The sequence below is a fragment of the Burkholderia sp. BC1 genome, assembly GCF_052683555.1.
This window is the reverse complement of record NZ_JBQYLP010000014.1, coordinates 37,716-59,151: the sequence shown is the minus strand read 5'-3', so window position 1 is coordinate 59,151 and position 21,436 is coordinate 37,716. Positions and strand designations below refer to the sequence as shown.

General features: G+C 70.2%; 14 protein-coding genes. 9 read left to right on the top strand and 5 right to left on the bottom strand.

The window, feature by feature from the left end; genetic code table 11:
• Nucleotides 1–60 precede the first annotated feature (60 nt).
• The 4 genes from ACSHSS_RS09580 to ACSHSS_RS09565 all read left to right on the top strand — a co-directional run bounded on the left by ACSHSS_RS09580 (nucleotide 61) and on the right by ACSHSS_RS09565 (nucleotide 3,408).
• Entirely contained in the window at nucleotides 61–273 is a 213-nt protein-coding gene (locus ACSHSS_RS09580; protein WP_012467552.1) for a glycine zipper 2TM domain-containing protein, read from the top strand.
• Between the two features lie 313 nt (nucleotides 274–586).
• Nucleotides 587–823: a hypothetical protein gene (locus ACSHSS_RS09575; RefSeq protein WP_006401166.1), complete on the top strand. Its 237-nt coding sequence runs from the start codon at nucleotides 587–589 to the stop codon at nucleotides 821–823.
• 182 nt (nucleotides 824–1,005) lie between these two features.
• A complete protein-coding gene (locus tag ACSHSS_RS09570; protein WP_253575692.1) occupies nucleotides 1,006–1,932 on the top strand; it encodes a DMT family transporter in 927 nt (308 codons plus the stop codon).
• Nucleotides 1,933–2,136: 204 nt separating this feature from the next.
• Nucleotides 2,137–3,408, top strand: coding sequence for an EAL domain-containing protein (locus tag ACSHSS_RS09565; RefSeq protein ID WP_445544872.1), 1,272 nt, complete (start codon nucleotides 2,137–2,139; stop codon nucleotides 3,406–3,408).
• Between the two features lie 55 nt (nucleotides 3,409–3,463).
• On the opposite strand, the gene arfB is transcribed toward ACSHSS_RS09565, so the two are convergent.
• Genes arfB through recC form a run of 4 tightly spaced genes read right to left on the bottom strand, consistent with a single transcriptional unit; the run spans nucleotide 3,464 to nucleotide 13,213 of the window.
• Nucleotides 3,464–3,868, bottom strand: coding sequence for an alternative ribosome rescue aminoacyl-tRNA hydrolase ArfB (arfB, locus tag ACSHSS_RS09560; protein ID WP_105836271.1), 405 nt, complete (start codon nucleotides 3,866–3,868; stop codon nucleotides 3,464–3,466).
• Complete coding sequence (locus tag ACSHSS_RS09555; protein WP_445544871.1) at nucleotides 3,865–6,171, bottom strand: AAA family ATPase; 2,307 nt, start codon at nucleotides 6,169–6,171, stop codon at nucleotides 3,865–3,867. The genes arfB and ACSHSS_RS09555 overlap by 4 nt, the downstream gene beginning before the upstream one ends.
• Complete coding sequence (gene recB, locus ACSHSS_RS09550; RefSeq protein ID WP_445544870.1) at nucleotides 6,168–9,878, bottom strand: exodeoxyribonuclease V subunit beta; 3,711 nt, start codon at nucleotides 9,876–9,878, stop codon at nucleotides 6,168–6,170. Before recB ends, ACSHSS_RS09555 begins: the two co-directional genes overlap by 4 nt.
• On the bottom strand, nucleotides 9,875–13,213 hold the full coding sequence (gene recC, locus ACSHSS_RS09545) for an exodeoxyribonuclease V subunit gamma (RefSeq protein ID WP_445544869.1): 3,339 nt from the start codon (nucleotides 13,211–13,213) through the stop codon (nucleotides 9,875–9,877). The genes recB and recC overlap by 4 nt, the downstream gene beginning before the upstream one ends.
• A gap of 180 nt (nucleotides 13,214–13,393) precedes the next feature.
• On the opposite strand from recC, the gene ACSHSS_RS09540 reads away from it, so the two are divergent.
• Both ACSHSS_RS09540 and ACSHSS_RS09535 read left to right on the top strand, forming a co-directional pair.
• Complete coding sequence (locus tag ACSHSS_RS09540) at nucleotides 13,394–15,685, top strand: FUSC family protein (RefSeq protein ID WP_039224969.1); 2,292 nt, start codon at nucleotides 13,394–13,396, stop codon at nucleotides 15,683–15,685.
• Nucleotides 15,686–16,076: 391 nt separating this feature from the next.
• Nucleotides 16,077–17,444, top strand: a complete 1,368-nt coding sequence (locus ACSHSS_RS09535) for an amino acid permease (RefSeq protein WP_035949884.1) — start codon at nucleotides 16,077–16,079, stop codon at nucleotides 17,442–17,444.
• Nucleotides 17,445–17,505: 61 nt separating this feature from the next.
• Here ACSHSS_RS09535 and ACSHSS_RS09530 read toward each other — a convergent pair whose 3' ends face one another.
• Nucleotides 17,506–17,667, bottom strand: coding sequence for a hypothetical protein (locus tag ACSHSS_RS09530; RefSeq protein WP_006415664.1), 162 nt, complete (start codon nucleotides 17,665–17,667; stop codon nucleotides 17,506–17,508).
• A gap of 251 nt (nucleotides 17,668–17,918) precedes the next feature.
• On the opposite strand from ACSHSS_RS09530, the gene ACSHSS_RS09525 reads away from it, so the two are divergent.
• The 3 genes from ACSHSS_RS09525 to ACSHSS_RS09515 are packed head-to-tail and all read left to right on the top strand — an operon-like array spanning nucleotide 17,919 to nucleotide 21,418.
• Complete coding sequence (locus ACSHSS_RS09525) at nucleotides 17,919–18,962, top strand: Fe(3+) ABC transporter substrate-binding protein (protein WP_012213738.1); 1,044 nt, start codon at nucleotides 17,919–17,921, stop codon at nucleotides 18,960–18,962.
• Entirely contained in the window at nucleotides 18,952–20,640 is a 1,689-nt protein-coding gene (locus ACSHSS_RS09520) for an ABC transporter permease (protein WP_217060867.1), read from the top strand. Before ACSHSS_RS09525 ends, ACSHSS_RS09520 begins: the two co-directional genes overlap by 11 nt.
• 4 nt (nucleotides 20,641–20,644) lie before the next feature.
• On the top strand, nucleotides 20,645–21,418 hold the full coding sequence (locus ACSHSS_RS09515; protein WP_012213740.1) for an ABC transporter ATP-binding protein: 774 nt from the start codon (nucleotides 20,645–20,647) through the stop codon (nucleotides 21,416–21,418).
• The last annotated feature ends 18 nt before the right edge of the window (nucleotides 21,419–21,436 follow it).

The window sequence follows — 21,436 nt, the reverse complement described above, 5'->3', positions numbered from 1 at the left end:
TCATGCGCGGCCGCGGGCCGGCAGCGCGCCCTTCCGTTCACTACCACAAGGACAACGATCATGAACTCGATTCGGCGTATTGGGGTGTGCGCTCTCCTCGTCGCAACGGTGGCCAGCCTGTCGGCCTGCGACTCGATGACGAGGCGCCAGCGTGACACGGCAATCGGTGCGGGCGTCGGCGGCGTCGCGGGCGCGGCGATCGGCGGCAACGCGCTGTCGACGTTGGGCGGCGCAGCGGCCGGCGGCCTGATCGGCAACCAGGTCGGCAAGTAAGCGGCGCGACGCGCGCCGCGATGCGGTGCGCGACATGTCGCTCCGGTCCTCCCACGGCGCTTGCGCGGCAGCGAAGCGCCGTTTTCGCATGAGCCGCTCGCGCGCGGGCGCGGAAATGATCCGTTACCGTTTCGTACAGCGTGTCACCGGTGCGCGGCGTATGCTTCGCGTGTAATCGCGCGAACGCCCGCGCGCACGCGCATTCGAATGACGATTTACGGTGCGTACGAAGCAAGCCGGCGCGATGCCGCGCCGTTCACGACGGTGCGCACGACCCACGCATCGGCCGCTCGTCGGCCGCCGGAGTGACATCATGAACAGGACGCTCGTCGCCGCCGCGCTCGCCTGCACGGCGCTCGCCGGCTGCTACTACCCGTACGGCTATTACGCGGCCGCGCCGGTTCAGCCGGCGCCCGTCTATGTCGATCCCGCACCCGTCTACTACTATCCGGCGCCCGCCTATGCGCCGGCCTGGGGCGGCTACTGGGGGCCGTCGCTGTCGCTGAACTTCGGCTTCGGCGGCGGACGCGGCGGCTGGCGCCATCACTGACGGCCGCAGGTACCGCATGCGCGGCGTCGCGTTCGCGTCGCGCATCGCGCGCGCGTTGCGCCGTCGCGGCGCCGCGCGCGCTCTTCGCCCTCTTCCCGTTTCTTGTCGTTTCATTCGATCCTGAAACGACCGGTCGTAACGCGGTGTAAGATTCAGCGCATCCACCCTCTGCCGCCCGCCCGATGTCTCCGAAAAATGCGCTGTTGCTGACCGTGCTCGCCGCCCTGTGGGGCGCGTCGTTCCTGTTCATCCGGGTCGGCGTCGCCGAATTCGGCGTCGCGCCGCTGATGGCGCTGCGCGTCGGGATCGGCGCGCTGTTCTTGACTGCGTTCGCGCTCACGCGCTTCCCCGCCGCCGATCTCGCCGCGCGGCTGCGTCGCCATGCGGGGCCGCTGTTTGTCGTCGGCGTGCTCAATTCCGGCGCGCCGTTCTGCCTGTTCGCCTTCGCCGAGCTGACGCTGTCGGCCGGCGTGACGTCGGTGATCAACGCGACGACGCCGCTGTGGGGCGCGCTCGTCGCCTATCTGTGGCTGAAGGACAAGCTGTCGTGGCTGCGCGCGCTCGGGCTCGTGATCGGCTTCGCCGGCGTGCTGACGCTCGTCTGGGATCAGGTCGCGACCGCGCACGGCGACGCCGGAGCCGGCACCACGGCACTGGCCGCGGCGGCCGCGCTCGGCGCGACGCTGCTCTACGGGATCGCCGCGAACTACACGAAACGCAAGCTCGGCGGCGTCGACCCGCTGATCAACGCGACCGGCAGCATGATCGGTTCGACCGTCCTGCTCGTGCCGTTCGCGATCGCGACGTGGCCGGCCGCGGCCGTCAGCGCGCACGCGTGGGGCGCCGTGCTCGCGCTCGGCGTCGCGTGCACGGGCGTCGCGTATTTCATCTTCTTCTTTCTGATCTCGCATATCGGCCCCGCACGCGCGATCACCGTGACGTTCGTGATCCCGGTGTTCGGGCTGCTGTGGGGCGCGCTGTTCCTCGGCGAACAGGTGTCGATCGCGATGGTCGAAGGCTGCGCGATCGTGCTCGTCGGCACCGCGCTCGCGACCGGCGCGATCAAGCGCCTTCCCGGCATCGGGCCGCGCGGCGGCGAAGCGGCCTGAGGGCCGGCCGGCCGCGCGCGGCCGGAGCGGCGCGTGTGGAGTTACCCTGATACGCGCACCGCGCCATTCCCGGTACACTGCGAACACTCATCCGCAGAAGGCGGCTCCGATGTCCCACGTTCTTCCGCATCCGCGTTCGCGCGCGATCGCACCTGCGTGGCGGCGTGAAATCGCCCCTTCCGTTCGCGCCAGCGCGCTACCGACATGAAGTCCTCGCGCGACCTCTCGCTCGACTCCCTCCTCGATCGCCTGACGCCGACGCCCGGCGGCTGGGTCGCGACCTACCGCGGCACGACGCTGCGCAGCGCGTTCCAGCCCGTGCTGTCGATCACGCACAAGCGCGTGGTCGGCTACGAGGCGCTGCTGCGCGTGGTCGACGCGAACGGCACGCTGATCTCGCCGACCGCGCTGTTCGACCGCACGCGCAACGACGCCGATTCGTTGCTGCTCGACCGGCTCGCGCGCTGCCTGCATACGGCCAATTTCGTCGCGCAAGGCATCGGCGACGGCTGGCTGTTCCTGAACGTGACGCCGCGCGTGCTCGATTCGGGCCTCGTGCAGCGCGAGTTCGTCGAAGCGCTGTGCCGCCACTTCTCGCTGTCGCCGAACCGCATCGTGCTCGAGGTCATCGAGCAGCCCGCGCGCGACGAAGCCGCGCTCGCGCGCACGATCGACATGATCCAGCATCGCGACTTCCTGATCGCGATCGACGACTTCGGCACCGGGTTCTCGAACTTCGACCGCGTGTGGCGTGCGCGGCCCGACATCGTGAAGCTCGACCGTTCGCTCGTCGAGCGTTCGACATGGTCGCCCGAGGATCGCCGGATCATGCATCACCTCGTGTCGATGCTGCATCAGGCCGGCGCGATGGTGCTCGCCGAAGGTGTCGAAAGCGACGACGCGCTGCAGGCGCTGATGGATGCCGACATCGACTTCGTGCAGGGCTTCCAGTTCGGCCAGCCCGACACGTCGATCGCGCACGCGAGTGCGGCCGTGCCCGCGATGCTCGATGCGGCGTGGCAGCGTTTCATCGCGCGCCGGCATGCGCCGCCGGCCCCCGCGCAGCCCGGTTTCGATGCGATCGAGCCGCTCGTGCTCGCGGGCGCTGCGGCGTTTGCCGCGAGCGGCGATCTGCACGATGCCGCGCAGCGCGTGTTCGCGGTGCCGGCCGCACGGCGCGTGTTCGTCACCGACGAGATCGGCGAGCAGTTCCTGCCGTCGATCGGCGCGCCGGGCCCGGCCGGCACGACGCGGCTCGCGCCGCTGTTTCCGGAGACCCACAGCAACTGGTCGCGGCGGCCGTACTTCCAGCGCGCGATCGCGGCGCCCGGCCGCGTCGCGCTGATGGGACCGCATTTTTCGCTGACCGAAGGCCGCGACTGCTATACGGCGGCCGTCGCGACGCATGCGCGCGGGCAGCTCGTCGTGTTCTGCGTCGATTTCGTACTCGACAGCGCGGGCACGGTGATGCGTTAGCGCCGGATCGCGCGCACGCGATGGCGCGATGGGCGCAGCGCGCTTGCGCTGCCGCTCAGTCGACGATCTTGCCGCGCCCCGACTTCACCGCGCTACGGCGCGCCTTGTGCTCGAGCCGACGCTCCTTCGACGCGCGGGTCGGCCGCGTCGCGATCCGTGCGCGCGGCGTGAACGCGACGCTGCGAATCAGCGCATCGAGCCGCGCGAGCGCGGCTTCGCGGTTCTTGTCCTGCGTCCGGTATTCCTGCGACTTGATCACGACGACGCCGTCGCGCGTGATCCGCTGGTCGGACAGCGCGAGCAGCCGCTCCTTCAGCACCGCCGGCAGCGACGACGCGCGAATATCGAAGCGCAGATGAATCGCGCTCGACACCTTGTTCACGTTCTGGCCGCCCGCGCCTTGCGCGCGCACGGCCGTCCATTCGACGTCGGCCGGATCGAGCGTGTAGCGGATCATCATCGCGCTGCCTCCGCGCGACGCCGAGCGAGCGCTTCGTCGACGCGCGCGGACAGGCCCGAATCGCGCTGCGTGCGGGCCGCGACTGCCTGCGCCAGCACGTGCCGCGCGCCGATCACCTGCACGCGTGCGCGCGCACGCGTGACCGCGGTATAGACGAGCTCGCGCGTCAGCACGCGACCGAACGATGCCGGCAGCACGAGCGCGGCCTCGTCGAACTCGGAGCCCTGCGACTTGTGGACCGTCAGCGCAAACGCCGTCTCGTGCGGCGGCAGCGCGGCAGGCGACACCGCGCGCGCGGTGTCGTCCGCGCGGCGGAACCACACGCGCAGCACGCCGTTCGCATCGGGCAGCGCGATCCCGATGTCGCCGTTGAAGAGGCCGAGCGCGTAGTCGTTGCGCGTGACCATGATCGGCCGCCCCGTGAACCAGTGCGCACCGACCGCGAGCGGCACGCGCGCGGCGCGCCGCACCTGCGCGGCGACGAGCGCGTTCACGTGTTCCGCGCCGCGCGAGCCGTTGCGCGTCGCGCAGAGGATCCGGAACCGGTTGAGTGCGTCGAACAGCGGCAGCGGATCGGGCGTGGGCGCGGCCAGCGCCGTGCGCAGCGCGTCGAGATAGGCGTCGAACCGCCGCGCGAGCCGGTCGATCGTCGCCGCGGCCAGCGTGTCCCCTGCATCTTCGTAAAACGACGCGGCGGCTGCGTCGTCGGCGGGCAACGCATCGAGCGCGGCCTGCACGTCGCCGCGGCGGATCGCAAGCGACAGCCGGCCGATCGGCGAATCGAGCCCGAACCGGTAATTGCGTTCGAGCCAGACGACGCAGTCGGCGAGCGGCGCGGGCGCTGACGCATGCGCGGACGCGGCGGGCGACGGTGCGGTCGCTTCGACGCGTGCCGACGCCGCCGATGCGGGCCTCGACGCGAGCGCCATCGCGTTCGCGTCGAGCGGCGGCAGCACGGCTGCATCGAGCCATGCGAGTTCGTCGCCCTCGATCCACGCGGGGGCGTCGTCGTGCGGGTCCGTGGCGTTGGTGGCGTCGGTGGACGATCGTGGCGAGGAGTCGCTGTCGGCCGCCGTTGCGTCTTCGTCGTACGGTTCGTCGTCGAACAGCGACGCTTGCCGCACATCGACCGTTCGCTTGCGTGTCGTCTTGCGCGCGGCGGCAGCGGGCGACGTCGGCGGCGGCGCCACGGGCGGCGCTGCCGACGTCGCTCCGTTCTCACTCGCCCCATCGTCCGGCACCGGCAATGCCGCAGCGAACGCCGCTTCGTCGATCCCCAGCGCCTGCGAAATGCGCGTGCGTGCGGCGGCGGTAAACGTCGGCCGTGCGCTCAATTCCGCGAACACCGCGCCGGCCTCGACCGCCGCAAGCTGATCCTTGTCGCCGAGCAGCACGAGCCGCGCGCCGGGCGCGAGCGCATCGAGCAGATGCGCGGCCAGCGCGACGTCGATCATCGACGCTTCGTCGACGACGATCAGGTCGTACGGCAGCGGGTTTTCGCGATGATGGCGAAAGCCCGACGCACCGCCGCCGCCGAGCAGCCGGTGCAGCGTGTACGACGTGTCGGGCAGCCGCGCCGCGAGCTCGGGCGGCAAGTCGCCGGCACGCGCGTGCAGCGCTTCCTGCATGCGCTGCGCGGCCTTGCCGGTCGGCGCGGCGAGCGCAACGCGCAGCGCCGGGTGCGTGTCGAGCAGACAGGCCAGCACGCCGACGACGGTCGTCGTCTTCCCGGTGCCGGGCCCGCCACTGACGATCGTCACGCGGCCCGTCAGCGCGACGATCGCCGCGACACGCTGCCAGTCGACTTCGCCGGTCGCCGGACCGAAATAGCGTGTCAGGTTCTCGCGCAGGCGCTCGGGCGACAGCGCATCGTCCGCGCGCGCGACGCCGGCCTGCGCGACGAGCGCATCGGCAAGACGCCGTTCGTAGTCGAAATAGCGCGACAGATACAGGTGATCGTGCCGGTCGACGATCAGCGGCCGCTCGTCGCCGCGCACGAGCGTGCCGAACGCGACGACGCCGCTTGCCGCGAGCGCCGCGCGCACGTCGTCGAGCGGCGCCTCGTAGCGCTGCGCGAGCGCGCCTAGCGACACGCAGACGTGACCGGCCGCCGTCGCGCGGCTCGTCGCGAAGGCCGCGCGTGCGGCCCAGCGCGCGGCCTCGGCCGGCGCGCCCGCGCGGCGCGCGAGATCGCCGATCCGGCGCGCGAAGCCCTCCGCGAGCGCGATGCCGAAGTCCGCCGGCTCGGGCAGCCGCGCGACAAGGCCGCCGGTGAATTCGAGCGTATCGTCCGACACGTTCATGCCGCCCCCCCTTCCATCATCCGGTCGAGCGCGTCGACGAGCTCGCGCGCCGGGCGCCGCGCATGCACGCCGGCCGGCGCGCCGCCGCTGCGCCAAGCGGGCCGCACGCCGCGCACGAACAGGTACAGATAGCCGGCGATGTGCCGATCGTAGTCGTAGCCGGCAAGCCGCGTGCGTAGATAGCGATGCAGCGCGACCGTATAGAGCAGCGCCTGCAGGTGATAAGCGTGATCGGCCATCGCGGCGTCGAGCGCCTGCGGGCCGTATGCATCGGGCGTCGTGCCGAGATGGTTCGACTTCCAGTCGACGATCCAGAAGCGGCCGTCATGTTCGACGATCATGTCGATAAAACCCTTGATGAACCCGGCGAGCGTGCCCGCGTCCAGCGCGACGTCCGGATAGCCGTGCGCGACGAGCAGCCGGCGCAGCGCGCCGAGATCGAGCGACGGCGCGGGAAACAGGAAGCCCATTTCGTTCAGCCGCTTCGCCGGATCGAGATCGGCGAGCCGCAGCCCGGGCACGAGCTCGGTATGCACGACGTCGTCGACAAGCCGCACCATCATCGCCGGCAGCCGCTCGGCAAGCGCGGGCTCGGCTTCGACGGGACGGTCGTGCAACGCGCCGAGCGCAGCGGCGGGCCACGACGCGGGCTCCGCGAAACGGCTCAGCTCGAACAGCCGGTGCAGGCACTCGCCGGCCGCGGCGCCGCGCGGAAAGAGGAGAATGTCGTCGTCGGGCGGCTCGGGCGCGACGGTCGCGGCCGCATCGATGTCGCCGCCCGGCACGAGCGCCGCGAGCGCGTCGTGGTCCGGCCGTAATTCGTCGTCCGGCACCGGTGCGACACCGGCCTCCTCGCGCGCGATCGACGCAGTCAACGAGCTGAAGCTCGCCATCCGCCACGCATCGCGCAGCACGCGCGTCGCGTGGCGCGCGGCGAGCGTCTGCGACGCATCGTGGCCGGCCGGCAGCCGCTCGCGGCGTGCGGGCGCCGGCAGCGGCGCGACGCTGACCGGGCCGCCCGCGAGCGCGCGCCATGCGGTATCGAGTTCGGCATCGTCCGGCGGCTCGTCGAGCCACGCATCGAACGACCTACCCGCGCCGGCGACGAGCCAGTTCAGCACGCTGCGCCGCGCCTCGCGCGTCGAGCGCGACGAGAGGTAAGGCCCGGCGACCAGATAGCAGCGATAGACCGCGCGCGTGAGCGCCACGTACACGAGCCGCGCGCGTTCCGCGGCCTGCTCGCGCAACGCCTGTCGCGCCGCATGCGCGGCGGCCTCGTCGTCGCAGCCGTAATGCAGCACCGCGTCACCCGCTTCGTCGTGATACTCGCGCGCATCGGGCAGCGCCGATGCGGGCGGCTCGCGCAAGCCGCCGTCGTTCAGGAACGGACAGAACACGATCGCGTATTCGAGCCCCTTCGACTTGTGTACGGTCACGATCTGCACGAGATTGCGGTCCGATTCGAGCCGCAATTGCGCTTCTTCGCCGCCGCCGTCGAGCCGCTGCGCGGCGAGCCAGCGCAGCGTCGGCGCGATGCCCGGCTGCGCGGACGCACGTGCCTGCGTCAGTTCGGCCAGATGATTGATGTCGGTCACGCGGCGCTCGCCGTCCGCGCCGGCCATCAGGCGCTCGGCGATCCGCAGCTCGCGCGCGAACGTGCGCCACATCACCGCGAAACCGCGTTCGCGCCACAACAGCCGATAGCGCGAAAACCGCTCGACCCAGCTCATCGCGTCGGCCGTATCGGTTGCGCCCGCATCGTGTTGCGCATCGGCGTCGCCCTGCTCCATGCGCCACAGTGCGCCCGCGTCGAGGCCGAACCAGTCGGACGCGAGTGCCGCGCGCAGGCGCCGCAGATCGCCGGGCGCATCGATCGCCGCGAGCACGCGCTCGAGCTGCTCCGCATCGATCGTCGAGAATACCGACGCCTGCGCAAGTTCGACGCTGCCGATGCCCCACGCGGCGAGCACGCGCTTCACGAGGCTGCCCTGACGGTGCGTCTGCACGAGCACCGCGATGTCGCCCGGCGAGAGCGGCGTCTCGCCGAGCCGGACATGGCCCTCGCGCGCGCCGCGCATCAGCCGCGCGATCTCGGCCGCGCATGCCTGTGCGGCCTGTGCGTGCGCATCGCGCTTGAGCAGCGTGCCGTCGCCGCCCGGCAGCATCCAGATCCGGAAGTCGCCGGACGGCGCCGGATCGGTCTCGTCCGCGAACGGTGCGCGCGTGCGCGTGCCCGCGCGCACCGGGTAGTAGTCAAGCCCGTCCAGCACGAACGCGCGCGGATTCGACTGGAAAAAGCGATTGCATGCCTCGACGATCGCCGGCGTCGAACGCTGATTGACCGCAAGCGTGTAGCAGGCGCTCGCACGCGCGCGCGCGGCGAGATAGGTATGCAGATCGGCTGCGCGGAAGCTGTAGATCGCCTGCTTCGGATCGCCGACGAGAAAGAGCGGGCCGGCCGGCGCGAAGATCCGGTCGAAGATCGCGAACTGCAAGGGATCGGTGTCCTGGAACTCGTCGATCAGCGCGGCCGGATAGCGTGCGCGCAGTGTGTCGGCGAGCCACGGATGCGCATGCAGTGCGTGATACAGGTTCGCCAGCAGATCGTCGAACGACACGACGCGCCGCGTGCGCTTGCGCTCGGCGAGCTCGGCCGGCGCCGTGTCGAGCCATTCGGCGATCAGCGCGAGCCAGCGCGCGCGCTGCGCCGCGTCGGCGGCTGCGACGGTCGCTTCGAGCGCGTCGGCGACGTCGAAGAACGGATGCTCGGGCGTCGCGCCGCCCTTTTTCGTCGCCTTCTCGAGCGCGGTGCGTGTGAGCTTCAGCGCGGCCTTCGGCAACGCGGCGGCCGCATCGCGCTGCGCGAAATGCGCACCCCATGCGGCGAACGCCTCGGCGATTGCGTCGGGCTTGTGCGAGCGCTGGTTCAACGCCGGCTGCGCGGCACGCAGCAGCGCGTCGATCGCGTCGCGCTCGGCTTCCCAGAGACGCGCCGCTTCCGCGAAACATTCCGCCGCCGCGGCGTCGGCCGAGTCGTCGGGCTCGGCGACGCCGTCCCAGCGCAGCGCGGCGAGCGGCTTCTTCAAGCGGCGCGCGAGTTGCGCATCGAGCGCGGCCGGCCCCGCGCCGGACTGCACGAGCCAGGCGGCGAAACCGGGCCAGCGCGCCGCCGTCGGCTCGACGCGCGTACGCCAGAAATCGGCCGCAAGCTCGAAGCGCAGCGACGCGTCGTCCGCTTCCATCTCGAACGCGAACGGCATCGCGGCCGCGAACGGCGCTTCCTGCAGCGCCCGCTGACAGAACGCGTGGATCGTGTGGATCGCCGCCTGGTCGAACGCGCGCAGCGCGCGGCGGATACGCTTGGCGGCCGTCGCGGTATCGAGCGGACCGCCCGCGGCGAGCGTCGTCTCGAACAGCTTCGCGACGAACGGATCACCGCCGTCGTCGCCCGTATCGAGCGCATGCGCGAGCTGCGCAAGCCGGCCGCGAATCCGCTCATGCAGCTCGGCGGTCGCCGCCTTCGTAAATGTGACGACGAGGATTTGGTCGGCGCCGAGATCCTGCTCGAGCAGCAGCCGCACGTACAGCGCGCAGATGTTCCATGTCTTGCCGGTGCCGGCAGATGCTTCGATCTGGTTCACGCCGTCGAGCGGACACGCGAACACGTCGAGCTCGAGCGCCGGCTGCGATGGCGAAGCGGCGCTCATGCGACCTCCTTCAAATGTTCGACGAGCGGCTCGAACACGAGCCGCGCCAGCGTGCCGAACGGCTCGTCGAGCGACGGCTGCGCACCGCGCCAGGCGATCGCGATGGCCGGATCGTCGGCCTCGCTCGCGACACGCTCGTTGATCCACACGCTCGCGGCCTTCGCTTCGCCGTCGGTCACGCGCGCCCAGGCGCTGCGCGGGAAAAACCGCAGCGGCATCCGGCGGCCCGCGCGAAACAGCGCGGCCAGCGGCGCGAGCCGATCGAGCGGCGCGGCGACCGGCGTCAGCTCGAATGCGCCGCCGCTGCCGAACCACAGCGTACGACGCGGCCCGTCGGGTTCGACGGCGCAATAGACGAGATGCGCGAGCCACGCGGACAGATAGTCGCGTGCGCTCGGCTTCGCATAGCGATAGATGATCTGCCCGGCTTGCGTCAGCCGGTTCAGCGTGCCCTGCAGCTCAAACGGCGCGCGCGTCGCGTCGCGCGCGAGCGCCTCGCTGTCGGCGCCGAACAGCGCGTGGTCGGCCTGCGGCCACGCGGGCGCGATCGTCAGCGAGAACGGGCGCCGCTCGATGCCGTCGGCAAGCGCGCGGCGCACGTTCGAGGCGAGTTGCGCGAGCGAGCCGAGCGCCTGGTCGCGCCACACGGCGCCGGTCGCGCCGCCCGGCAGTTCGGGGCTCGCATCCGCGATACGCAACGCATGATCGTGCGCGGCCGCTTCGTCCGATTCGATCAGCAGCGGCAGCACGCGCTCCGCGAGCGCATCGCTGCCCGCGAAGTCGAGCGCGAACGGTTCGGTGTCGAGCAGCTCGGCCTGCGCGTCGGCAAGCACGATGCCGAGCCGCGCACGCAGCAGCGCGCGCGCCGGATGGCGCCAGAAGCGCTCGAATTCGCCGAACGGCACCGGCTCCGCCGGCTCGGCCGGCAGCGGCTGTGCGAAGAACGGCTGCTCGCGCGGCCCGTCGCGCGACGCGTCGCTCGCGAGCAGCGCGGCCAGCGCCGCGCGCTCGGCATCGTACGACGCCATCGTGCTGTCGGGCCGGAAGTAGGCAGCCGCGAACGGTTGCAGCGGATGCTCGACGATGAACGCGCGGCGCGCGGCGTCGACCGCCTCGGGCGCCGCGTTCGGGCCGGCCGTGACGAGCGCGAGATGGTCGAGCAGTTCGTCGACGAGCGCCGCGGGCGGCAATGGCGCGTTGTCGCGAATGCTGCGCCCCGTGTAGGCGATCAGCAGCCGGTCGCGTGCGGCGAGCAGCAGGTCGAGGAACAGATTGCGCTCGTCGTCGCGGCGCTGACGGTCGCCGAGCTTCGGCAGCACGGCCATCAGGTCGAATTCGTCGGCGCGCGCGAGGCTCGGCAGCACGCCGTCGTCCATGCCGAGCAGGCAGACGATCCGATACGGCAGCCCGCGCAGGCTCGTCAGCGACGAGAACGTGACGCCGCCCCACGGCACGCCGCCGCGCGCCGGATCGTCGAGCGCCGCCGCGAGCCCCGCGCGCACGACGGCCGCGGGCAGCGCTTCGTCGGCCGCGCCTTCGGTCATCGCGGCGAGCATCGCGTCGAGCGCGTCGCGCACGCCGGCAAGCGCGTCCGCATACGCGGCGCCCGAATCGAAGAAGCGCGCGAGCGTGTCGGCGAACAGTTCGCTCCAGCCGCGCGGCGTATGCGCATCGGCGAGCCGCCGCGCGAAACCGTCGAGATCGTCGGTGAAGCGCGCGAGCCGGCCGAGCAGTTCCGCTTCGCTGCCGGTTGCCGCTTCGATCGGCAGCCACGCGCCGACCGGCGCTGCGCCGTCCGGCATCGCGTAACCGAGAAAGAGGCGCGCCAGCGCATCGGAGAACGTGTGGCGCGGCGTCGGTACGGCCGCGTCGTCGTGCGCGACCGGCGCGAGCCCGCGCCGCGCGCCGGCAGCCGCGAGCCAGGTCTGCACGGTTTCGAGCGCGCTCGCGTCGATCCCGTAGCGCGCGGCCACCGCATCGACGCGCAGCCATTCGACGAGCTCGGGCGCGCCGACCTGACGTTCGGGCAGCGCGAGCCAGTCGAGCAGCACGCGCGCGACCGGGTTCGCCTGCGACGGCGGCAGCCCGGTGATCCGATAGGGGATGCGCGCGCCGCCCGGGCCGGCCGTGCCGAACACCGCGTCGATCAGCGGCCCGGCCGCCGCGAGATCGGCCACCGCGACCAGCACGTCGGACGGCTGCAGGCTCGGATCGGCATCGAACCAGCCGAGCAGACGGTCGTGCAGCACCTCGAGCTGACGCGCGAGGCTGTGGCACACGTGCACCTCGATCCCGCGTTCGGCCGGCGGCTCGCCGAGCGCGGCTTCCGGCTGCAGATCGAGGATCGCGTTCTGTACGCGCGCGAGCCAGGTCGGCGCGGGATTCTCGACGAACCGCGATGCATCGCCGAGCGCCGCGCTTTCGGTCAGCTCGTGCAGCATGTGCAGCTGCGCCTGCGTCTGCCTGCCCCACTCCGCGAGCAGCGGATGGCCGACTTCCTGATAGTCGAGCCGGCCCGCCGCATCGAGCGCTTCCGCATGCGCGGCCGTCACGATGTCGAACCAGAATTCGCGGCACGGATTCAGCGCGTACACGCGCACGTCGATCCAGCGCGACAGCTCGCGCAGCAGCGCGATGTGCAGCGGCGGCATCGTCGGCAGCGCAAACACGCTGACCGATTCGGGCCAGTCGATTCGTGAGATCGTGTCGGCATCGATCTGCCGCGCGTCGACGAGAAAACGATGCGCAGGCGGCGCGCCGCTATCGCTCAGCTCCGCGAGCAGCGCGCGCCAGAGCGCGGCCTGCCAGCGCTCGTCGTCGCGTGCGGCCTCGCCGATCGCACGCGGCGCGCCGTCGGCCGCGAGCACCGATTCGCCGGCCTGCCAGGCGGCCAGCCATTCGGGACGATAGGTCAGGTAATGGTCGAGCACGGTGGCGACGCGATGCGCGAGCTCGTAGCGCATCGCGTCATCCGACGCGCCGAGATACGCGGCCAGCCGCGGCGACGCAAGCCACGGCGCATGCTCGGGCGCCTGCGCGAACAACCGGTAGCAGCGCCATACGAGCCGGTCGGGCGCGAACGGCGAACGCGCGGGCACGTCGAGCACGCGGCCGATCTGCGTCCACAGCCATTGCGCGAGATACGTGAACTCGACATTCGCGCACACGCCGTGGCGCGCGGCGATGTCGAGCTCGAGACGGCGACGCAGCGCGGCGCTCGGCACGATGATCTGCTGCGGCGCCCACGGGCCGTTGCGGGCCGGGAACGCGGCGAGATCGTCGAGCAGCGCGTCGGCCAGCGTTTCGTGGCGATTCGAATAGAAGAGCTGGAGCATGAAAGGACGTTGGAGCGTCGGGCCGGACAAGCCCGGCGAACGGGTTCCCCAAGGATAGCAAAAGGCCCGTCGCGGCGAGCATCGGCCGGACGGCCAGGTTTTGCGGCGCGCGAAATACGATAGACTCGTCGCCAGTCAATACGCCGCCCCGGGCGTCTTCGTCAGCCATTCAGCCCATCGATGCGCTATTCGGTCGAAATCAGAAAGTTTCTTTACAGCCAGTACTTTTTCGGCGGCCTGCGGATCGCAGTCGGCGTATCGTTGCCGGCCGTGCTGTGTCTGATCGTGTTTCACAACCGCGAGCTCGGCTTCACGATCTCGACGGGCGCGCTCGGTGCATGCGTCGTCGACATGCCGGGGCCGCTGAAGTACAAGCACAACGAAATGCTCGCGTGCAGCGTGATCGGCGGGCTCGCGGCGCTCGCGACGGGGCTCGCGACACCGAACATCTTCGCGCTGTGGCTGACGATCGTGCCGCTCACGTTCGTGCTGTCGCTGATCGTCGTCTACGGCAACCGCTGGCCGCAGATCAGCTTCGCGACGCTGTTCATGATGGTGATGACGCTCGAAGAGAAGCTCACGCCGCTGCAGGCGTTCGTGAATGCCGGATGGATTCTCGCGGGCGGCCTCTGGTACACGTACTGGGCGACGCTCGTCTCGCAGTGGCAGGCGCGCCGCATCGAGCAGCAGGCGCTCGCCGAGAGCCTGTTCGCATGCGCGGACTACCTGCTCGCGCGCGCGCAGTTCTACGATCTCGACGCCGATCTCGACGAGTGCTACCGGAACCTCGTCGCCAAGCAGATCACCGCGGTCGAGACGCAGGAAACCGCACGCGACATCGTGCTGCGCAATCTGCCGAAGCTGCGGCGCGGCAAGCTCGATCCGGGCCGCACGACGATGTTCAACCTGTTCATCAACAGCGTCGACCTGCACGAGCTGTTCGTCGGCGCGCATACCGACTACCCGCTGATGCGCAACACGTTTGGCGGATCGGACCTGATCATCTTCTACCGCGACCTGATCCGCAAGGCGGCCGCCGATCTCGAGCAGATCGGCCTCGCGGTGCTCGAGAACCGCGCGCCGCACGCGCGCATCAGCGTGAAGGCCGAGCTGCGCGCGATCGAATACGAGATCGAGCTGATGCGCAAGAAGCAGTTCCCGGCGACGCACGCGGAAGCGTACGCGGCCGTGCTCGCGACGTTCCGGCGCATCTGGAGCGGGACGCGGCTGATCGATCGCATGCGCCGCAACCTGTCCGGCCATGCCGATCCGCAGCAGACGGAGCTGAAGATCGACAAGGCGCTCACGCGCTTCCTGCAGCGCCGCCGGATGTCGCCGCTGCTGATCTTCTCGAACCTGAACATGCGTTCGCCGAGCTTTCGCCACGCGCTGCGCGTGACGATCGCGGTGGCGGTCGGGTTCTGGCTCGGCCGCCTGCTGCCGCTCACGAACGCGTACTGGATCGTGATGACGAGCATCATCATCCTGAAGCCCGGCTACTCGCTGACCAAGCAGCGCAACGCGCAGCGGATCATCGGCACGCTGATCGGCTGCGCGGCGAGCCTCGCGCTGATCTACACCGTCAAGGATTCGCGCGTGCTGATCGCGATGATGTTCGGCTCGATGGTGATGAGCTACAGCCTGCTGCTGTTCAATTACGCGGCGAGCGTCGTGTTCACGTCGTCCTACGTGCTGCTGATGTTCCACCTGCTCGCGCCGGGCAACATGCGCATCATCGGCGAGCGCGCGATCGATACCGTCGTCGGCTGCATGATCGCGATCGCCGCGAGCCGGCTGTTCCCGTACTGGGAATACCGGCTGATGGGCAAGCTCGTCGCCGACATGCTGACGGCGACGCGCAAGTATTTCGAAGCCGTGTGGCGCGCGGGGCGCGGCGCGTCACCGCCGGCCGTGCCTGTGGCCGACGGCGCGGCGGTCGTGCCCGGCGTGGCGGCGGCGATCGAGGCGCCCTCCACGAGCCTCGACGACGACTATCGCTATCGGCTCGCGCGCAAGGACGTGCATATCGCCTTCGCGAATCTCGGGCAGGCATTCCAGCGGATGATGATCGAGCCGAAGGCGCACCAGCGCTTCGTGCCCGAGCTGAACGACCTGCTCGTGCAGACGCATGTGCTCGGCGCACAGATCACGGCCGCCGCGCCGTTGATCCGCGCCGCGTGCGCGGCCGACGGCAACATCCCGCAGGACGACGCGTTGCAGCGCGGCCTCGCCGCCGTGCTCGAGAACCTGAAGAAGGCGGAAGCCGGCGAGCCGCCGCCGGCCGACCAGCTTGAAGCGACGAAGCAGATCACGCGCGACCTCGATGCGATGGTCGTGTCCGCCGAGCAATCCGACGCGGTCGATGCCGATCTGACCTACGACCTGAAGGTGCTCGCGCATCAGTGCAAGCAGATGCTCGCGTCGTCGCTGCTGATTCGCAAGGATGCGAGCGTGATCCGGCTGCCCGCATGATCCGTGCGGCCGCGGCCGGCCGCGCGTCGTCTACCGCTACCGCTTACCGCTCATCGCCTGTCGTTCATCGCTGTCGCCCATCGGCTACCGGCGCGGCGTGCTGCCGGGCGAGTCCTGCCGCCGGCGCGTCCTTCCACCGACGCGTCCTCCGCCCGTGCGTCCTTCCGCAAACACCTCGCGCTGCCGCACCCGTCGCACCGCCGTGCCACGCACCGACCACACCGTTCGCACACATCCCCTACCCGGTTCGACGCGCCGCACCAGTCAGGGAATACCCGATTCCGGTTGCCGGTCCACGCTTGTTATCATTCGTTCACATTCAAGTTGTATATACAACTCGACCCGGCGAGCCACCGCGCCCGCTCGGTCTGACAACGATTTCGGAGACTCGATGAAGAATCTGCAGCGCCACCTGAGCGCGCGGCACATCCGCTTTCTCGCGCTGGGCTCGGCGATCGGCACCGGTCTGTTCTACGGCTCGGCGTCCGCGATCCAGCTCGCGGGCCCGGCCGTGATCCTGGCGTACATCCTCGGCGGCGCGGCCGTCTACATGGTGATGCGCGCGCTCGGCGAGATGGCCGTGCGCGACCCCGTCGCCGGATCGTTCGGCCACTACGCGACCGAGAACCTCGGGCCGTTTGCAGGCTTCGTCACCGGCTGGACCTACACGCTCGAAATGGTGATCGTCGCGATCGCCGACATCACCGCGTTCGGCATCTACATGGGCTTCTGGTTTCCCGGCGTGCCGCAGTGGATCTGGGTGCTCGGCGTCGTGGCCGTGATCTGCGGGCTGAACCTCTGCCACGTGAAGGTATTCGGCGAACTCGAATTCTGGCTGTCGATCATCAAGGTCGGGGCGATCGTCGCGATGATCGGCGGCGGCGTCGCGATCCTGCTCGCCGGCATGCATTTCGGTCATTCGGCCGACGCGCCGAGCTTCGCGAATCTGTGGAACCACGGCGGCTTCCTGCCGAACGGCATCGGCGGGTTGATTGCGTCGCTGTCGGTCGTGATCTTCGCGTACGGCGGCATCGAGGTTATCGGCATGAGCGCCGGCGAGGCCAAGGATCCGGAGCGCGTGATCCCGCGCGCGATCAATGCGGTGCCCGCGCGGATCCTGCTGTTCTACGTGCTGACGATGGTCGTGCTGATGTCGATCAGCCCGTGGACCGGCGTCGGCAGCGAAGGCAGCCCGTTCGTGCAGATCTTCTCGACGCTCGGCGTGAAGTCGGCCGCGACGATCCTCAACCTCGTCGTGATCAGCGCGGCGATCTCGGCGATCAACAGCGACATCTTCGGCGCGGGCCGGATGATGTTCGGCATGGCGCGGCAAGGCCAGGCGCCGCGCGTGCTGACGACGACGTCGCGGCACGGCGTGCCGTGGGTCACGGTGCTCGTGATGGCCGGTGCCTTGCTGATCGGCGTGCTGCTCAACTATCTGATGCCGAAGGACGTGTTTCTGATGGTGGCCGCGATCGCGACGTTCGCGACCGTGTGGGTCTGGCTCATGATCCTGCTGTCGCAGGTCGCGATGCGCCGTCGCCTGTCGGCCGCGGAAGTCGCGGCGCTGAAGTTCAAGGTGCCGCTGTGGCCCGTCGCGCCCGCGCTGACGATCGCCTTCATGGCCTTCGTGATCGTGATGCTCGGCTGGTTCGACGATACGCGCGTGGCGCTCTACGTCGGCGCGATCTGGCTCGCGTTGCTCGCGGCCGTGTTCTACGTGCGGATTCGTCCGCGTTTCGCGGCCGCGTCACGTTGACGCACCGCTGATACCGCCACGCGGCGCGCCGGTTCCGGCGCCTCGCCCGCGCGCCGCCGTGTCAGTGCGACGCCGCGCTCGCGGCCTCGGCCGGATGCGCCTCGTCGTACGCACGCTTCTGCGAGATCGCGTTGTACAGGATCGTCCCGATCACGAGCAGCACGGCCACGATGATCAGGATGCTCACGTTGCGGACAGGGTTCTTCTTGCGCTGATCGTTCATGGTCGCTGCGGCTCCGTCGAATTCGTCGAAGCGCGCATTCTACGCGCTTGGGCGCGGCGTGCAGCGCCGCCCGTTCGCCGTCTCGCACCCGCCGTCCTCCCTATCCGTCGCCGCCTTGCCGAAAGCTTTCATTTGATAATCATTCCCATTTCGATCTAGAATCCAAAGTCTTTCATTTTGTAATGTTTCGGGCGATCGAGCGGCACGCGCGTCCGGAACGTCCACCGTCCCTCTGCCGCTTCGGAGTCTTCATGTCGAATCCGCGTTTCCGCCTGCTGCCGCTCGTCGGCGCCCTCGCCTTCGCCGCGACCGCGTTCGCGCCGCTTGCCCATGCGGCCGATGAAGTGAGCCTGTACACCACCCGCGAGCCGAAGCTGATCCAGCCGCTCCTTGATGCGTTCACGAAGCAGAGCGGCGTCAAGGTGAACACCGTGTTCGTGAAGGACGGGCTGCTCGAACGCGTGAAGGCCGAAGGCGCGCAATCGCCGGCCGACGTGCTGATGACGGTCGACATCGGCAACCTGCTCGATCTCGTCGACGGCGGCCTCACGCAGCCGATCCGCTCGAAGGCGCTCGACGAGGCGATCCCGGCCAACCTGCGCGGCGCGCAGGGCGAGTGGTACGCGCTGTCGCTGCGCGACCGCGTGCTGTACGTCGAGAAGGATCTGAAAGTCGACGCGTTCCGCTACGAGGATCTCGCCGATCCGAAATGGAAAGGCAAAGTCTGCATCCGCTCGGGCCAGCATCCGTACAACACGGCGCTCGTCGCCGCGATGATCGCGCACGACGGCGAGGCGGCCACCGAAAAATGGCTGCGCGGCGTGAAGGCGAATCTCGCGCGCAAGGCGACGGGCGGCGATCGCGACGTCGCGCGCGACATCCTCGGCGGCATCTGCGACGTCGGTCTCGCGAACGCCTATTACGTCGGCCACATGAAGAACGCCGAACCGGGCACCGATGCGCGCAAATGGGGCGATGCGATCAAGGTCGTGCGGCCGACGTTCGCGAATGCGAAGAGCGGCGGCACGCACGTCAACATCAGCGGCGCGACGGTCGCGAAGCATGCGCCGAACAAGGCCAACGCGGTCAAGCTGCTCGAATACCTGGTATCGCCGCAAGCGCAGGCGCTCTATGCGCAGGCGAACTATGAATACCCGGTGCGCGCGAACGTGACGCTCGATCCGGTGATCGCGAGCTTCGGTCAGCTGAAGGTCGATCCGCTGCCGCTGACCGAAATCGCGAAGCATCGGAAGCAGGCAAGCCAGCTCGTCGACAAGGTCGGCTTTGACAACTGATCGGAGCTTCGTCGCGGCCCGCGGCCGGCCGCGACGGCCGCCGCTTCGGCTGCGCGCGCGCGGCGTGTGGACGTTCGCTGCGCTCGCGATCGCGGCGGCGGTCGCCGCGCCGCTCGCGGCGCTCGTCGCGGCTGCGTTCGACGCCGATCTCGCGCACTGGCGGCATCTCGCCGCATTCGTGCTGCCGCAGGCGCTTGCCAATACGCTGTTGCTGCTCGCCGGCGTCGGCGCGATCGTGTCGATCGTCGGCACCGGCTGCGCGTGGCTCGTCACCGCCTACGACTTCCCCGGCCGCCGCACGCTCACCTGGGCGCTGCTGCTGCCGCTTGCGGTGCCCACCTACATCGTCGCGTTCGCCTATCTCGATCTGCTGCATCCGATCGGCCCCGTGCAGAGCGCGATCCGCTGGCTGCTCGGCTTCGACAGCCCGCGACAGTTCCGGCTGCCCGACCTGCGCTCGCTGCCGGGCGCCGTGTTCGTGCTCGGCTTCGTGCTGTATCCGTACGTGTATCTGAGCACGCGCGCGATGTTCGTCACGCAGTCGGCGAGCCTCCTCGAAGCGGCGCGCACGCTCGGCGCGGGGCGCGTCGCGACGTTCTGGCGCGTCGTCATGCCGCTTGCGCGGCCCGCGATCGCGGTCGGCGTGAGCCTCGCGCTGCTGGAGACGCTGAACGACATCGGCGCATCCGAATTCCTCGGCGTGCAGACGCTCACCGTATCCGTCTATACGACGTGGATCACACGCTCCGATCTCGCGGGCGCCGCGCAAATCGCGCTCGCGATGCTCGCCGTCGTCGTCGCGATGATCGCGCTCGAACGCTACGGACGCCGTCGCCAGCGCTATGCGCACGGGCGCCGGATGCGGCCGCTCGCGCCGCGCCGGCTCACGGGTGCGGCCGGCTGCACGGCGGCCGTGCTCGGCTGGCTGCCGGTGCTGCTCGGTTTCGGCGCGCCGGCCGCCTATCTCGCGGTCGAGACGGCCAAGCGGCTGCATCAGGTCGGCGGCGTCTCCGCGCAGTTGCTCGACGGGCTCGCGAACACGCTGACGATCGCGGCCGCCGCGACCGTCGCGACGCTCGCATGCGGATTGATCGTCGCGTGGGCCGCGCGCGCGCAGCGCGACAGCATGCGCGCGGGCGTCGCGCGCGTCGGCGCGCGGATCGCGAGCCTCGGCTATGCAGTGCCCGGCACCGTGCTCGCGATCGGTCTGCTCACGCCGCTCGGCGCCGTCGACCGGCTGGCCGGCACGCTGCTCGGCCGCGACGGACTGTGGCTGATCGGCTCGGCGGCCGCGCTCGTCATCGCCTATACGGTGCGCTTTCTCGCGATCGCGGCCGGCAACGTCGAAGCGGGCCTTGCGCGCATTCCGCCGTCGCTCGAACAAGCCGCGCGCTCGCTCGGCGAGACGGCGGCCGGCGCGCTGCGGCGCGTGCATCTGCCGCTGCTGCGCCCCGCCCTCACGACGAGCGCGCTGCTGGTATTCGTCGACGCGATGAAGGAACTGCCGGCCACGCTGCTGCTGCGTCCGCTGAACTTCGACACGCTCGCGACCTGGCTCTATGCCGAAGCCGCGCGCGGCACCTACGAGGAAGGCGCGGTCGCCGCGCTCGCGATCGTGCTGGCCGGGCTCGTGCCCGTGATCCTGCTCGCACGCACCCGTCACAAGATCGGAGCCTGACACTGTGAATCTGCTCGAACTCGACACGCTGTCCATCGACTACGACACGCCGCAGGGCCGCCGCACGGTGGTCGACGGGCTCAGCCTCGCGTTGCCGCGCGGCGAGATCGGCTGCCTGCTCGGCGCGTCGGGGTGCGGAAAGACGACGGTACTGCGCGCGATCGCGGGGTTCGAACCGCTGCGCGCGGGACGCATCGTGCTGGACGGCGCAAGCGTCGCGACGCCGTCGTTCGACGTGCCGCCCGAGCGGCGGCGCATCGGGATGATGTTCCAGGACTATGCGTTGTTTCCGCATCTGAGCGCGGCGGACAACGTCGCGTTCGGCCTGCGGCGCCTGCCGAAACAACAGCGGCGCGCACGCGTAGCCGACATGCTCGCACTCGTCGGTCTCGCCGATTCGGGCAATGCGTATCCGCACGAGCTGTCGGGCGGCCAGCAGCAGCGCGTCGCGCTTGCCCGCGCGCTCGCGCCGTCGCCGGAACTGCTGCTGCTCGACGAGCCGTTTTCGAATCTCGATGTCGATACGCGCGAGCGGCTCGCGTTCGAGCTGCGCGACATCCTGAAGCGGACGGGCCACACCGCGATCCTCGTCACGCACAACCAGGCCGAAGCGTTCGCGATCGCCGACCGGATCGGCGTGATGCACGACGGCCGGCTCGCGCAATGGGATACGCCGTACGCGCTGCATCATCATCCGGCCAGCGCATTCGTCGCAGAATTCATCCGGCGCGACGCGCTCGCCGACGCACGCGCCCACGCGCTCGCACGCGGCCGATGACGCGAAACCGCACGCCGT